A 13,486-nucleotide genomic window follows, 5' to 3' on the forward strand; every position below is an offset into this window, starting at 1 on the left:
CTATACTTTCGGATCAATTTAGCTGAATAGCTAAAATTTTATCAACAAACATAAAATAGTAAATAAATCAAAAATTTACTTGACAGGATGGTCGAATATGTATTACAATTTTCAACAGGCAACAGGCAACAGGCAACTTGGCCAACCTATAATTTAAATTCACCAAATTTAAACTCTCAACCTCTTTTTTTTCACTCCAGTTTATTAATCGACGAAAATTTAAGATCGCATAGTGAATCGTTGCACCGATCGTTATTTCGATCGTCATTTAGATCATTCCGATCAACTCTCAGATCTAAATTATTTTGGCAGATCTTTTTACCGCTTGGCTTTTTGTTAATACCTTTTTATTCTAGCCATGCATTAACCTCTAAAACCACGAATATGATTCATGGTAATCCACCGCATTTAACTTTCGATGGTGGCCGGACTAGTACTCTTGATCTTGATTATCTGCTCAATATTACGTTATCTAACGGAAAGCGATACACGACTACAACCAATACTTCATCATCTTCAACACCAATTGAGTTACCTGCTAAAGGTCAAAGCTTTTCTGATATAAATATGTTCATCCCAAGAGGAGAAGATTCAGTCGAATTAGACAGAATTCTACTTCCTTATTGGGATGATGATGATGGTGATGGTGATATTAATATTTCTGGTTTTTTAAGGTTATCTATCTATGATAGAATCGGTAGAACTATATCATCGCGCAATACAGTGCTAACGTCTTGTGGTGCACCTTATCGGATTGTATTAGAGGCTATAGGTGGTACATTAAGCACTCGATATGGTCTTCCAAATAGTAGTAATCTTAATTCCAATACGGTCACTTATTATGTCAAACCTGTGGGTATTGATATTTGTTTTGTCAGCCCAAGCTTATCTTATGAGGGAGAGGGTGGTGTAAAAGCAGGTCCTCCTGAAATTTTCAATCCTTCTCTTGGTTTTTTCCCTCAGTCAACTAACCCATTAGATTATGGTAAAAACTTTCCAACTACTGGAGCTAACAACATGTTCTTTGATTTGCGGATTGGTTATACTGAGGCACTATCTTGGGCTCCTGTTTCGCATGGTGGTATCACTGCTACTATGACTGATGTTACAGCTACAAGCGCACGAGTTACCTTAACTGGCCCTGTTGCAACTCAATCCCAATGGAATTCCGGCAATCCAGGTCCTATTACTAAGCCTACTTTGCCTCAGACATTCGAGTTAGTTGGTCGAGATAGTAAAGGTAAAGCTATCGTTAAATATGGTTTTACATTAAAACAATGGTTTGTCAACCGAGGTAAAAGCTATTACACCTATTCTAGCATGGAATCCTGGTGTAAAAGTATTGGTTATCGCCTTTCTAGAGTTAAAGATTTAACTAATGCAAAACGTTATGAAATTACTGGTGGTACACCTTCATCATCAGGTGATTATTATATGCGTACAATTGGTGCAGGCTTGCTTGCGGAGTGGGGTAATATAGGCAAATATGATCGAACCAACTTTGACGCCGTCCGATGGTACTGGACCAGTGATGAAAAAAGTTTGAGTCGGTTCGTCGTTTTTCCTACAGATGGTCATATACATTGGGCTGAACCCTCGTATGATAAATCGGTAGGGCTTTGCACTTATCCTTAGTGCCATTAGCGAGGTGGAAATATAAAAAGTATATTCGTTAACGAATTGAAAAATCCAATTTTGGGTGGCGATTATACTTTTTACCCAATTTTAGCTTAATGGCTAAAAGATGAAACAGAAGGCATAAAAATAAATCAAATCACTATGTTAATTGCAAATATATATTATAAATTAAATGGAGTTAAATGCCGATGTTTTGCATGTTTTTAAGGCGTTTATACAAGAGATCTCAAACGCGATAATTCCTCAATTATTCAGGCAGACTATTTTAGCTATTTTGTTGTCTGCCTCTTTTTCCAGCTATGCATTAACCAAACAAACTTCAAATATTATCCACGGTAATGCTCCATATTTAACGTTTGATGATGATTGTATTCGAACGGTTGATACAAATGATCTGAACGGTATTACTTTATCTGATGGTGTTAAATATACGCCTTCAACCAAAATCTCATCTACAGCACCCATCGTTTTGCCTGCTACAGGTTAGAGTTTTGCTGTGCCTAATGGTAAGTTCAATGAAGGTGGTTGAGAAAATATAGCCTTAAGTTGTTATGAGTTAGCTGACTCAAAGAGTCAATGTAGCCAAGCGTTAAAAAACGATTTTGTAAAGCATATCAATAATCGGCCTTTAGGCTATGATGGATTTTATTGACGAATGTGTTGTATTATAAAATCACAATTCTCATTGTTAAAATGTCTATTTGTAAGATAGAATGTTACAGTATTAATTATTTAGTAATGAAATACATTGCGCATAGGGTGGGAGATTTTTATCCTTTACTCGCAGTTTAGTAAGTAGTATTTTAATGAGAAGTTATTGTTAGTTAAGGAGCAGTAGATAAAAATAAAAATTTAAATAAAACTTAATTGATAAGGTATTTGTTATGATATGCAATTTCAAAGACCAAATCTGTTCAATTTATAATTTACACTTACTTAATTTAAGCTCAAAAAGTCTTTTTTTTAACTCTAGTTTATTAATCGTCAAAATTTTAAGATCGTTATGTAGATCATTGCAAATATCTTCCAAACGATTATATTATGCTTTCATATTATCTCGCCAAATGCTTTTGTCGTATGGCTTTTTGTTTATAACTTCGTATTCTTGTGATGCATTAACTTCTATAACATCAAATGCGATTCAAGGGAATGCGCCTTATTTAACATTTGATGAAGGGCGCACGCGAGCCATCAATACTGACGATCTGTTATGGATATCTCTTTCTAATGGGGATAAATACACACCTTCAACAAATAATTCGTCAACAACCCCAATTGAATTGCCTGTAGCAGGTCAAAGCTTTTCTGATATTGATATGTTAATGCCAAGGAATAGCTATTCAGTTGGTTTGAATACTCTTATTGCTGCGCCTTTTAATTATTGGAGCGATGATGATGGAGATGCTGATGTTTCAGTTACTGGTGACCTAAATTTGTATATTGTTGATGAAGACTATATATTCTTATCACGTGATACAGTGCCATCACTGTGTAATGGTTCTTATCGTGTTACATTAGCTAATACAAGTGGAACATTAACTACTCGTTATGGCATTCCTAATAGTAGTACTTTTAATGCTAATAGTGTTACTTATCATATTAATCCTAAAGAATTGCCAACGGTTTGTTTTGCCAAGCCAGATACAACTTACGGTAATTATAGTTATGCTGGTCCAACTACTATGTGGAAAACTGATAAGGGTTTTATTCCACAGTCTTTTATTTCGTCATCTTATAATTTAAACTTCCCCACTACAGGCGCTAACAATTTGTTTTTTGATTTAATTATTGCTGGTAATCATCAGCCATTAACTTGGGATACGGTCTCCCATGGCGGTATTACCGCTACTATGACAAATTCATCAAATACAGGGGTTCGTGTTACATTAACTGGCCCTGTTGCAACTTCATCACAATGGAGAGCTAAAAATCCTGGAAATATACCAAGCCCCTCCTTACCTCAGACTTTCGAGTTAATCGGTCGTGACAGCCAAGGTAATGAAGTTGTTAAGTATGGGTTTGAGTTAAAGCAGTGGTTCATCAACCGAGGTACTTTTGAAGACAATTATGCTAATACATTATCTTGGTGTAAACGTATCGGTTACAAAGTTCCTAAGGTTAAAGATTTAACTAATGCTTTTTGTGCTGAAAATAGTACTTTAAATAATGAATGTAGAGGTTCAGTCGGTGCAACTCCTTCTTCAATCGATAATTATTATCAGCGTATAATCGGCGCAGGATTTTTTACCGAGTGGGGATTGATGAAAAATTACTCACAAGCCAATTTTTCCTTTAAAAATTATTGGACAGTTGATACCAATCCTACATATAATCAGCCGTTTGTTGTGGGCTCGTACTACGGTAATACGCTATTCGTGGACCGATCTCGCAACTACAACGGACTTTGTGTTTCTCCTTAACTTTTATTCGATAGTTCATATTACTTGAGTAAATAAACTGGAGATAGCAATAAGTCCGTTAGATAGTTGACTTGAAGTGTTTAAAACACCGTCTTGATTAGGACTAATTTTTTTTGTTTTTATAGTAAAAAAGTTGAGGAGCGGGGTTTTTGGGCTCCTTAATTGCTTGCAATTAGAAACTTCTGTCTTACTTTCAATTAACTGAGTTTACTTTTCCGATAATTTACTATGATATTGCCGTCGATATTCAGTGGGTGTTCGTTCTGTTTTTTTTCTAAAAATTCGGCAAAAGTAGTTACTATCTTTAAAACCCGCTTCAAGCGAGATTTCTTTGACGTTTAAGTCGTAATCTTTAAGTAGTGATTTTGCGTACTCTATGCGGATATGGTTGAGATATTCATTTAAGCCAATTTTGCCTTCGTTTTTGAATAGATAGGATAAATAGTTGGGTGAGATATAAAACATTTTAGCTAGAAATTCACGGCTTATATCTTCCCGAAAATGAGTATCAATATATTGGCGTATTGCTTCGAATAAGCTGGTGGTTTTTGATGCGGTTTTTATGTCGGCATTAAGTAAATCTAGGGTGTTACTAAGCAGGCTTTGAATCAAGTAGTAGCCGGTTTGAGTTTGTGGTTGATTTTGCCAAGTCAATTCAGATAGCGCTTGAATAATAAAGGTGCCAACTCGTGGACCTCGTCTTGGTATGTTGGTTTGTGCTAGCGGAATTAATTGGTTGCCGTCCCAATAAACTATGCTGATGCCAATTTGCTGTTTACCAAATAAGATGTTTAACCAGGTGATTGGGGTTGTGCGGATAGGTTTGTTCCAACTGTTAGCGGTAATGTAGAGCAGATCATTAACTTCAAGTTGTTGTGTCATTATTTTACCATTGCTGTCAGCCCATTGCATAAGCTGTTGACCTTCTATAATCACTTCGATCCTCGGAAAATCAACTTGATAAGCATGTAGAGGTGCCGTTTGTTGGTTATTGGCAAAATAGAGGTGGTTGATTTGTTTGTTAGTGAGCTGAGTTAATGCGTTTTTTAGGTTTGTGGTCATATTGTTAGTAAACCAAGTAATGTGCAGTTGGTTTAATTATAGCTTGTAGAGTTAAAGTTGAAAAATTTATTTAATTTAATGTGTTATTAATTATTATTAAAAATGTGATCGAGATCGCATTTTGCTATTTATCGTACAAAAGTCCAGTAAATAGAAATTTTGTCTTCTAGGCTTGAGTTAAATTTTTTTTTACTATGCTACTCATCAATTAAGCATTTAATTAGGAGTGGGTATGGAATTATATTTAGATACAGCCGATGTTGCAGCGATTAAGCGTTTAGCTGCAATTTTGCCAATAAAGGGGGTTACGACTAATCCAAGTATTGTCGCTAAATCGCGTAAGCCAATTTTTGATTTGTTATCTGAATTACAAGATTTGCTGGGTTCTGATAAGTTGTTATTCGCGCAAGTGCTTTCTCATAATGCTAAAGAGATGATTAAGGAAGCTGAGCAACTTCGTAAAGTCATTCCATCGATTGTGACTAAAATCCCTGTTAATGCCGAGGGGTTGATGGCGATTAAGGAGTTGACCAAGCAGGGTATTCCAACTTTAGGTACGGCCGTTTATGGTGCGGGTCAGGGCTTTTTGGCTGCGCTTGCTGGTGCAAAATATATTGCTCCTTATGTCAACCGTATTGATGCCCAAGGTGGTAATAGTAAAGATACGGTTTATGAGCTACAAGCGCTGTTAGATTTGCATTGCCCTGAATCGATGGTGTTAGCAGCCAGTTTTAGAACGCCAAGACAAGCTTTAGATTGTATGCTTGCCGGTTGTCAGTCAATTACGTTGCCGGTGGATGTGGCGGAGCTGTTTATTTCAGATCCTGCCGTCGATGCTGCGGTGGTTAAATTCGATCAGGATTGGTGTGGGGCGTTTGGAGCCTTACGTTTTTAATACTTGCTATTGATTTAGGTTCCACCCATTTAGGGTGGTTTTTTTTCTCTTTCCCGCGATTAAAAATTCCCCTTTTTTATACCAATTATGTTGTATGATAGTGATGCGATATTAGAGGAATAGAAGAGAACACCAAATGCACGAAAAATCAAAAAAATACATTATTAATGCTTTATTGACGGTGATTAAAGTTGAAAGGCCGTCAGAGAGTTACTTTCGGTTACATTTTAGTTGTGATAAACCTTTAGCAGTTAATCCGAATTGGATTTGCCCTCATTTAAAGTTGTTATTTGCTGATCCGTTAACCGGTGAAATTGTTTTTCCGATGTTAGATGAAAATAATAAAATTTTAGTGAGTGATAAAGTTCGACAATTTGCTCGCAGTTATAGTATTCGTGCTTATGATGAGTCGTCCAATCAAATTGTGATTGATTTTGCGATTCACGACAGCGGTTTAGCGACGGTTTGGGCTCAACAGGCAAAAGTGGGCGATCAAATCGGTATAGTTGGGACAGCAGGTAAGTTAGAATTTGATAATCAATATTTGATTTTGATGGGTGATGTGTCTTCTCTGCCAACCATCTGTTATACCCTTGAACATTTACCTGCAAATCATAAAGCAGTTGCTTTTATTGAGGTTAATCATAAGAGCGATATCGTTGAACTCCCATCTGATTTAACTGTTCAATGGTTGATTAAAGATGCCAATCATCCTAATCAATTAGTTGATGCGGTGATGAGTTGGGATTTGAGTCAGCAGGATAATCTATTGTTTTGGGGCGGGTTAGAGTGTTCGCTTGCTCGGCAATTACGTCAGGCAATTAAAGATAAATATGTCGATTTGCAACCTAGTTCGGTCCACATTACTAGTTATTGGCGAGAAGGTTTTGCTGAAGGGGAGTTTAAACATCGAGATTAGCCATGAATATTCTTGCACATTTACATTTGGCAACCTTGGCGAATAGTTCGTTGATTGGTAATACAGTTGCTGATTTTGTTAAAGGTGATGCTTATCGACAATATCCTAAAGAGATTTCTGATGGGATTATGTTACATCGTAGGATTGATCGTTTGATTGATAGTTTTGCTGAAGTTAAGCAAGCTAAATTGCTTTTTCGACAATCACATCAACGTGTTGCACCGATCACTTTGGATATTATTTGGGACCATTTTTTGTCAAAATATTGGGTGGAATTTAACGCTAAGCAATCTCTTTCATCATTTAATACCTTTACTAAGCGGCAGATTCAGCCTTATATCGCAAATTACCCAGTTGATTATCAAGATTTTATGGGGGCAATGTGGCGTGGTGAATGGTTGGTAAATTATGCCTCGGTAGATTTTATTGGTAAAGTTTTAAACGGTATGGCAAAGCGTCGACCTAAGCTCTATCTATTAAGCGATACCTTTATTGATTTTGAACAAAACTATAAGCCACTAAAAACATTGTTTTTCGAGCTTTATCCTAAAATGTGTTCACTTATTAAGGTATCGAATATAGATGATTAAATGACTATCGAATCATACTTGATTTGTTCGATAGTCATTTGTGAATTTGATTTTATTGCGAAAAGGTAATCTTGCCATTATCGACTTCGATTAGATTGTTGGTATCTGGAGTTTGCGATATTGGGACTAGATTTTCAGCCGTAGCTTGTGGCGCTTGTCCACTTATGCCTCCTCTCGGTTTTGTGCGAATGATTTGGCTTTCCGGTAAAGTGGTTTGATTGGTTATATTAGCCCATAACCATTCCATGGCTTCATCACCATAATAGTCAATAGGTAATAGCGTATTGTCAAAAGGCGCTTTGCCATCAAGATAACTTGCATTTTCAACTTCAATATAACGGAGTTGTGACTCTTTTCCTTCCACTTTGCTGTTTAATGCAACATAAGGTCGAGATGTGTAGTCGATAAGTTGTTTAGGGTTATTTTTACCATGAACAATAAAGGTTTTGACTTTGTTTAAGTTACCTGTTGCTTGGACTTCTTTTAAACCTTTAATCACGCGTGGATCTTTTATTTTTTCTCTTAAACAGATGGCACCTTTAGTTCCATAATCTATTTGATGTTCAATGGTAGAACTTGAATACCATTCACGTCGAGGAGAGGTGACATCTTTATTTTCAACTAGGTCAATAGCTGTGGCATCAGGGTTGGCCCAGATTGGTAACTGGCCTCTAGATAATCCCCAAATTTCGGCAAAATTGACTTGTTTTAGTGGTTTTACTTCACCAGAATTGTAATATGGGTCTTGTTGGGTACTTGCCACTGAAAAGTCACACATGTTTTCAGTTACATCATATCGACCATAGGCGCTAATATATTTATAAGGGTAGGCAATTGACTCATTAAGATAGAAATAAGGTAATTGGATGCTCATTTCAGGCTTCCAACCATAATCATACAGCTTGTTTAATGCCTCTTTCGGCGTGCCGGTTGGTAGTAAGTTGGCTTGCTTTAATGCATCACAACGGTTTTGTGAAAAAAGATATTTAGAGGCATCGGGGACGTATTTGTCCTGTTTATTCGGTTCAATTGCCGGTATGGCACAAGGAATATAAAGTGCCCCATAGGAGCTATAATCGGGTAATGAACGAGAGCTTATGTTTTCGTTACTATTTACTAAACTTGTTTGAATTTGTGGATTAACTGCAACCACACCATTAATTCTACTTCTTAAACGTAATTCAGCTAGCTTAAGTGCCGCAGCTCCACCATCCTCAGCTCCATAGACTAATATGATGGTATTAGTATCGTTAAAGTAAAGATTATTTGGTTCTGGAAATAGTTCGTTTAATTCATACAAGGCGAAAACAATTGAATAGAAGGTATATGTTGGCCATTTTGCTTCTTGATTTTGCTTTGAATGGAGCTGTTTTACTGCATAACGGTGCGGATTATTTTTGATAAACTCTTTTTGATTTTGTATAGTTGGCTTGAAGAGTATGTTGTCCTTAGCAACTTGACCATCAACAGTAAAGCCTTGTTCGTTGGTAATATCATAAATACCAGTACCTAAACCTTTGTCGTTATAAACTACTGCGCAGTTATGTTTAAGACCCCACAATCCACGGATTTGTATATCTTTGGCGTTATATAGTCCATCAGAACCAGAAGCTGGTACGGCAACAATACAGGGTTTTTTCTTATTAAAATCGATGGGAACTTGTAATAGCAAGCCAACATTTTCATCTTTTATGGTGGCTAAAATTTCTGTGCCTGCAATTTTTCCATCAAATAAAGGCGACAATTCTTCACTTTTGAATCCAAATAGAGAGCCTTCTCCGGTTTTTGTATCAATAAATCGATTTAATTTTGCACGGCGTAATTCTTGGGTGGTTGGATTTGATGGATCGGCATAATTGACCTTTTGGATCATTTTCGATAAGGCAGTAAACCCTATTCCAGCGGTAACAAGATCATCACTATCACCATCATAGTAGTTTGAGCTATGAACAACCAACCATTGGGGTTTATGATTAATTGGATTTTGGTTTGCAGGATCACCTAATTCAGCACCGCTAGGATTTGAAAATATTGTTAAAAAGAGTAAGGTGGATAACGTGCTTGTTTTTTTTAATTTTATTGGCATTACATTCATTCCCTACATTTTGCTTAACTGCTATTACTCATTAACTACAGTTTATTATATAATTTATTATTGGGTTGGTAAATTTGGGTTACTAATAGTCCAAAATGCTGAAATAATTTTTTCTGATAATCGTCTTTTTTGCACACAGATGCCAACATCAAACGGTTCCATTAAATTGGTTGACCATTCTGTGATGCGTTCTCTTACTCTTTCAGGGCTATTTTCCATTACCACTTTAGGCAATAAAGCCACACCACATCCCAAAGCAACCATGGAGACAATGGCTTCGTGCCCAGCTACCGTTGCATAAATTTTGGGGCTGATGATTTTTTGTTGTTTAAACCATAAATCTATTCGATGTCGGCTTGGACCGTGCTCAGGCAATATGAATGGGATATTATGCCAATCTGGTGCTTTTTGATGCAATTTGTCACTGAATGAACTATTAAGTTTAGGTATGAGTAATACCATTTCAATTTCACCTAATTTAATAAATTCAACACCAGATGGTAGTTGTTTGGGTTTACCTGCAATAGCTAAATCAGCTTGATGAGATTGAATTTTTTCAACAGCATCGGCTGCATCTCCCGTAGATAGTTTAATTTCTACTAATGGGTAGTGTAGGCGAAAGCGATCAAGTATTTCAGGTAGATGGCTGTAAGCCGCTGTGACCGAGCAAAATAAGGTTAATTCACCAACTAATCGTTGATCTGCTTGGTCCAATTCTTGTTTTAATTGTTGGTGTAGATTAATGACTTGTTGGGCAAAGCGCTTTACTTTTTCACCTTCGTGAGTAATTTGAACTTGTCGGTTGTCGCGGATAAATAATCGATGACCAAATTGTTCTTCAAGGCGCTGGATCTGCCTTGAAAGGGTGGAAGGGCTTACATGCATAGCATCGGCACTTATTCCAAAATGACATGTATCACATAGATGTAAAAACAATTTTAAGTCACGAATATTCATATCTATTTAATTATTGAGAAATATTTAGCGTAGACACCGTTATAATTGATTAATTATATTATCTTCGATTTTATTTGCTCTATTATGCATAGATATTAGGCAAATAGCAAAATAACGTTCATCAATGGCAATATAGATAGAGACCTGCTAGAATACCGCATCATTTTTTTGCTTAGCTAAATTAATTAATTTTATGACAGAACAAGCTTATTTAGACGAAGTGAATGCTCGTCGTACTTTTGCCATTATCTCTCACCCCGATGCCGGTAAAACAACCATTACCGAAAAAGTTTTGCTTTTTGGACAAGCCATTCAAACTGCGGGCACAGTAAAAGGGCGTGGTGCTAATGCGCAGCACGCTAAGTCAGACTGGATGGAGATGGAAAAACAGCGTGGTATTTCAATTACGACCTCCGTTATGCAATTTCCTTATAATGACTGTTTGGTGAACTTACTTGATACCCCCGGGCATGAGGATTTTTCGGAAGACACTTATCGAACCTTAACCGCAGTTGATAGTTGTTTGATGGTGATTGATGCAGCAAAAGGTGTCGAAGACAGAACGCGTAAATTAATGGAAGTTACACGTTTACGAAACACGCCTATTTTAACTTTTATGAATAAGCTCGACCGTGATATTCGTGATCCGATGGAGTTGTTAGATGAAGTTGAAAACGAGCTTAATATTATGTGCGCCCCAATTACTTGGCCAATTGGTTGTGGTAAGTTATTTAAAGGGGTCTATCATTTAGCTAAAAATGAAACTTATCTTTATCAAACCGGTAAAGGTCATACCATTCAAGAAGTTAGAATCATTAAAGGATTAGATAATCCTGAACTTGATAGCACCATTGGTGATGATTTGGCCCAACAACTTCGCGATGAATTAGAATTAGTGCAAGGTGCATCAAATGAGTTTGATTTAGATGCATTTTTGTCTGGTGATTTAACGCCTGTGTTTTTTGGTACTGCGTTGGGTAATTTTGGTGTAGATCATATGCTTGATGGTCTAACCGCTTGGGCGCCAGCACCACAGCCTCGGCAAACAGATAAACGAGAAGTTGAAGCAAGCGAAGAAAAATTTACCGGTTTTGTATTTAAGATCCAAGCAAATATGGATCCTAAACACCGAGACCGTGTTGCATTTATGCGCATTGTTTCAGGTAAATATGAAAAAGGTATGAAGTTACGCCATGTTCGTATTGCTAAAGATGTTAATATTTCTGATGCATTAACCTTTATGGCAGGCGATCGTGATCATGTTGAGCAAGCTTATGCTGGTGATATTATTGGTTTGCATAATCACGGTACGATTCAAATTGGTGATACGTTTACCCAAGGTGAAGATCTTAAATTTACTGGTATTCCTAACTTTGCACCGGAATTATTCCGTCGAATTCGTTTAAAAGATCCACTTAAACAAAAACAATTGTTAAAAGGTTTAGTTCAGCTTTCAGAAGAAGGGGCTGTTCAAGTATTCCGACCAATTGCTAATAATGATTTAATTGTTGGGGCAGTTGGGGTGTTACAGTTTGATGTGGTGGTTGCCCGTTTGAAATCTGAATATAACGTTGAAGCAATTTATGAGCCAGTAAACGTCACCACTGCGCGTTGGGTTGAGTGTAGCGATGCTAAGAAACTTGAAGACTTTAAACGTAAATGTGAACAGAATTTGGCTTTAGATGGTGGTGATAATCTTTCTTATATTGCACCAAGTATGGTTAATCTAAATTTAACCCAAGAACGTTATCCGGATGTTGAGTTCAGAAAAACTCGCGAACATTAATATGCTATGTAATAAAAGAGACGCTGTCTCTTTTATTTACTTTCCAAACCATTCAAAGCAAATCGTTCAAATGATGACCATTGAGAAAAATAGGTTGATAGCTGGTTAATCGTGCTAAATAATTTTTTTTCTTCCCCCATAAAGCTAATAGATTGATTTAAGCTTGTGGTTTGTGATTCGTCACTTTGTGGATATTGATTGTAATTTTCTGATGTTTCATCTTCAATAATGCTGCTTTCAAGAGCGATAACAATTTTTTTATTGTTGAGCTCTCCCCAAGTTAGCCATTGAGAACTAATTGTATAAATTTGTGCTAACTTTGTGCGATAAGCCATAATAATTAATTTTGAGCTATATGGTAGTGTCTTTTCGACTATATTTTTTCCGTCTTCTATATCAAGTAACCAAAATGGCAAGACTATTTCAATTTTATCATGCCAAGTTTCGCTTAATGTTTTTATTGCATTATTCCATCTTTGCCAAATGTGGCTTTTATTTTGTGCATATTCAGCCAATAAGTATGGTTCAATATCATATTGAATTCCCGCAAGACAAGGATTGTGTATTTGGCATAACTTTTTAATGGCTTTATTGCGTTCAATGGCATTTTTTAAACCTGAATCAGTAATCATATCCGGTGCTCCTTCAACAGCAATAATGCTCATTTTCTTTTTAGCTGCGATATCAAGTAGCTGAAATAGCTTATCTTGATTTTGAATATGCCCATTTATAATATTCAATTGGAGATAAACTTGATTAATACCTTTTTGTTTTAGTTTAGTCAGAAATTGACTTGGTGAATGAATCCAATTTTCAGTATGCCAATTCCACATCGAAATATTGATATCGGATCTATATTGATTGGGCAAGGAGGTATAATTTGACTTCATCTTATCCGCATTTAATTGATTAATATTTGAATAGACATTGGCATTTTTAAGCACCGAATTAGTGTTTATGAAATCTTTTTTTTCAAGTAGCTTTAATAGTAAGGTACCACTTTTTTTGATTTCATGAGTACTTAAGTAATACCAATGTTTTAAATTGATGGAGCTAATATTTAATGCTAAATTTTCAGCAAATGTTGCAGGACTCATAAAACTTATCACAAATAATAAATAGAT

At 36.2% G+C, this 13,486-nt stretch carries 11 protein-coding genes; 7 read left to right on the forward strand and 4 right to left on the reverse strand.

Annotated elements, in window-relative coordinates:
• Nucleotides 1-333: 333 nt before the first annotated feature.
• The 3 genes from J3T98_RS00560 to J3T98_RS00570 all read left to right on the forward strand — a co-directional run bounded on the left by J3T98_RS00560 (nt 334) and on the right by J3T98_RS00570 (nt 4,058).
• On the forward strand, nt 334-1,635 hold the full coding sequence (locus tag J3T98_RS00560; RefSeq protein WP_267361870.1) for a hypothetical protein: 1,302 nt from the start codon (nt 334-336) through the stop codon (nt 1,633-1,635).
• A 175-nt stretch (nt 1,636-1,810) separates the two neighbouring features.
• On the forward strand, nt 1,811-2,125 hold the full coding sequence (locus J3T98_RS00565) for a hypothetical protein (RefSeq protein ID WP_267361871.1): 315 nt from the start codon (nt 1,811-1,813) through the stop codon (nt 2,123-2,125).
• A 598-nt stretch (nt 2,126-2,723) separates the two neighbouring features.
• Complete coding sequence (locus J3T98_RS00570) at nt 2,724-4,058, forward strand: hypothetical protein (RefSeq protein WP_267361872.1); 1,335 nt, start codon at nt 2,724-2,726, stop codon at nt 4,056-4,058.
• Nucleotides 4,059-4,265: 207 nt separating this feature from the next.
• Here the strand turns inward: J3T98_RS00570 and J3T98_RS00575 are convergent, their stop codons facing one another.
• The gene (locus tag J3T98_RS00575) at nt 4,266-5,120 is read right to left on the reverse strand and encodes a helix-turn-helix domain-containing protein (protein WP_267361873.1); all 855 of its coding nucleotides are present in this window, start codon (nt 5,118-5,120) and stop codon (nt 4,266-4,268) included.
• A gap of 232 nt (nt 5,121-5,352) precedes the next feature.
• On the opposite strand from J3T98_RS00575, the gene fsa reads away from it, so the two are divergent.
• The 3 genes from fsa to J3T98_RS00590 all read left to right on the forward strand — a co-directional run bounded on the left by fsa (nt 5,353) and on the right by J3T98_RS00590 (nt 7,524).
• The gene (gene fsa / locus J3T98_RS00580) at nt 5,353-6,015 is read left to right on the forward strand and encodes a fructose-6-phosphate aldolase (RefSeq protein ID WP_220224919.1); all 663 of its coding nucleotides are present in this window, start codon (nt 5,353-5,355) and stop codon (nt 6,013-6,015) included.
• A 136-nt stretch (nt 6,016-6,151) separates the two neighbouring features.
• Nucleotides 6,152-6,934: a siderophore-interacting protein gene (locus J3T98_RS00585; protein WP_267356988.1), complete on the forward strand. Its 783-nt coding sequence runs from the start codon at nt 6,152-6,154 to the stop codon at nt 6,932-6,934.
• A gap of 2 nt (nt 6,935-6,936) precedes the next feature.
• On the forward strand, nt 6,937-7,524 hold the full coding sequence (locus tag J3T98_RS00590; RefSeq protein ID WP_267361874.1) for an ACP phosphodiesterase: 588 nt from the start codon (nt 6,937-6,939) through the stop codon (nt 7,522-7,524).
• A gap of 52 nt (nt 7,525-7,576) precedes the next feature.
• Here J3T98_RS00590 and J3T98_RS00595 read toward each other — a convergent pair whose 3' ends face one another.
• Both J3T98_RS00595 and ilvY read right to left on the reverse strand, forming a co-directional pair.
• On the reverse strand, nt 7,577-9,610 hold the full coding sequence (locus tag J3T98_RS00595; protein WP_267361875.1) for a 3-hydroxybutyrate oligomer hydrolase family protein: 2,034 nt from the start codon (nt 9,608-9,610) through the stop codon (nt 7,577-7,579).
• Between the two features lie 66 nt (nt 9,611-9,676).
• Nucleotides 9,677-10,576 (reverse strand): HTH-type transcriptional activator IlvY, encoded by a 900-nt coding sequence (ilvY, locus tag J3T98_RS00600; protein WP_267361876.1) that lies wholly within the window; start codon nt 10,574-10,576, stop codon nt 9,677-9,679.
• 193 nt (nt 10,577-10,769) lie between these two features.
• Here ilvY and prfC point away from each other — a divergent pair, with 193 nt between their 5' ends.
• Nucleotides 10,770-12,362 carry a peptide chain release factor 3 gene (gene prfC / locus J3T98_RS00605; RefSeq protein ID WP_065561949.1) on the forward strand — a complete coding sequence of 531 codons (1,593 nt, stop codon included), beginning with the start codon at nt 10,770-10,772 and terminating at the stop codon, nt 12,360-12,362.
• A gap of 32 nt (nt 12,363-12,394) precedes the next feature.
• On the opposite strand, the gene J3T98_RS00610 is transcribed toward prfC, so the two are convergent.
• A complete protein-coding gene (locus tag J3T98_RS00610; protein WP_267361877.1) occupies nt 12,395-13,459 on the reverse strand; it encodes a hypothetical protein in 1,065 nt (354 codons plus the stop codon).
• Between the last annotated feature and the right edge of the window lie 27 nt (nt 13,460-13,486).

This window comes from Gilliamella sp. B2772, from assembly GCF_026536985.1.
GTDB lineage: Bacteria > Pseudomonadota > Gammaproteobacteria > Enterobacterales > Orbaceae > Gilliamella > Gilliamella apicola_E.

Excerpts from the sequence above, each read along its gene's own strand:
- prfC (WP_065561949.1), top strand. The coding sequence starts at position 10,770 with ATGACAGAACAAGCTTATTTAGACGAAGTGAATGCTCGTCGTACTTTT.
- J3T98_RS00590 (WP_267361874.1), top strand. The coding sequence starts at position 6,937 with ATGAATATTCTTGCACATTTACATTTGGCAACCTTGGCGAATAGTTCG.
- J3T98_RS00595 (WP_267361875.1), bottom strand. The coding sequence starts at position 9,610 with ATGCCAATAAAATTAAAAAAAACAAGCACGTTATCCACCTTACTCTTT.
- J3T98_RS00575 (WP_267361873.1), bottom strand. The coding sequence starts at position 5,120 with ATGACCACAAACCTAAAAAACGCATTAACTCAGCTCACTAACAAACAA.
- ilvY (WP_267361876.1), bottom strand. The coding sequence starts at position 10,576 with ATGAATATTCGTGACTTAAAATTGTTTTTACATCTATGTGATACATGT.
- J3T98_RS00610 (WP_267361877.1), bottom strand. The coding sequence starts at position 13,459 with ATGAGTCCTGCAACATTTGCTGAAAATTTAGCATTAAATATTAGCTCC.
- J3T98_RS00585 (WP_267356988.1), top strand. The coding sequence starts at position 6,152 with ATGCACGAAAAATCAAAAAAATACATTATTAATGCTTTATTGACGGTG.
- fsa (WP_220224919.1), top strand. The coding sequence starts at position 5,353 with ATGGAATTATATTTAGATACAGCCGATGTTGCAGCGATTAAGCGTTTA.
- J3T98_RS00565 (WP_267361871.1), top strand. The coding sequence starts at position 1,811 with ATGGAGTTAAATGCCGATGTTTTGCATGTTTTTAAGGCGTTTATACAA.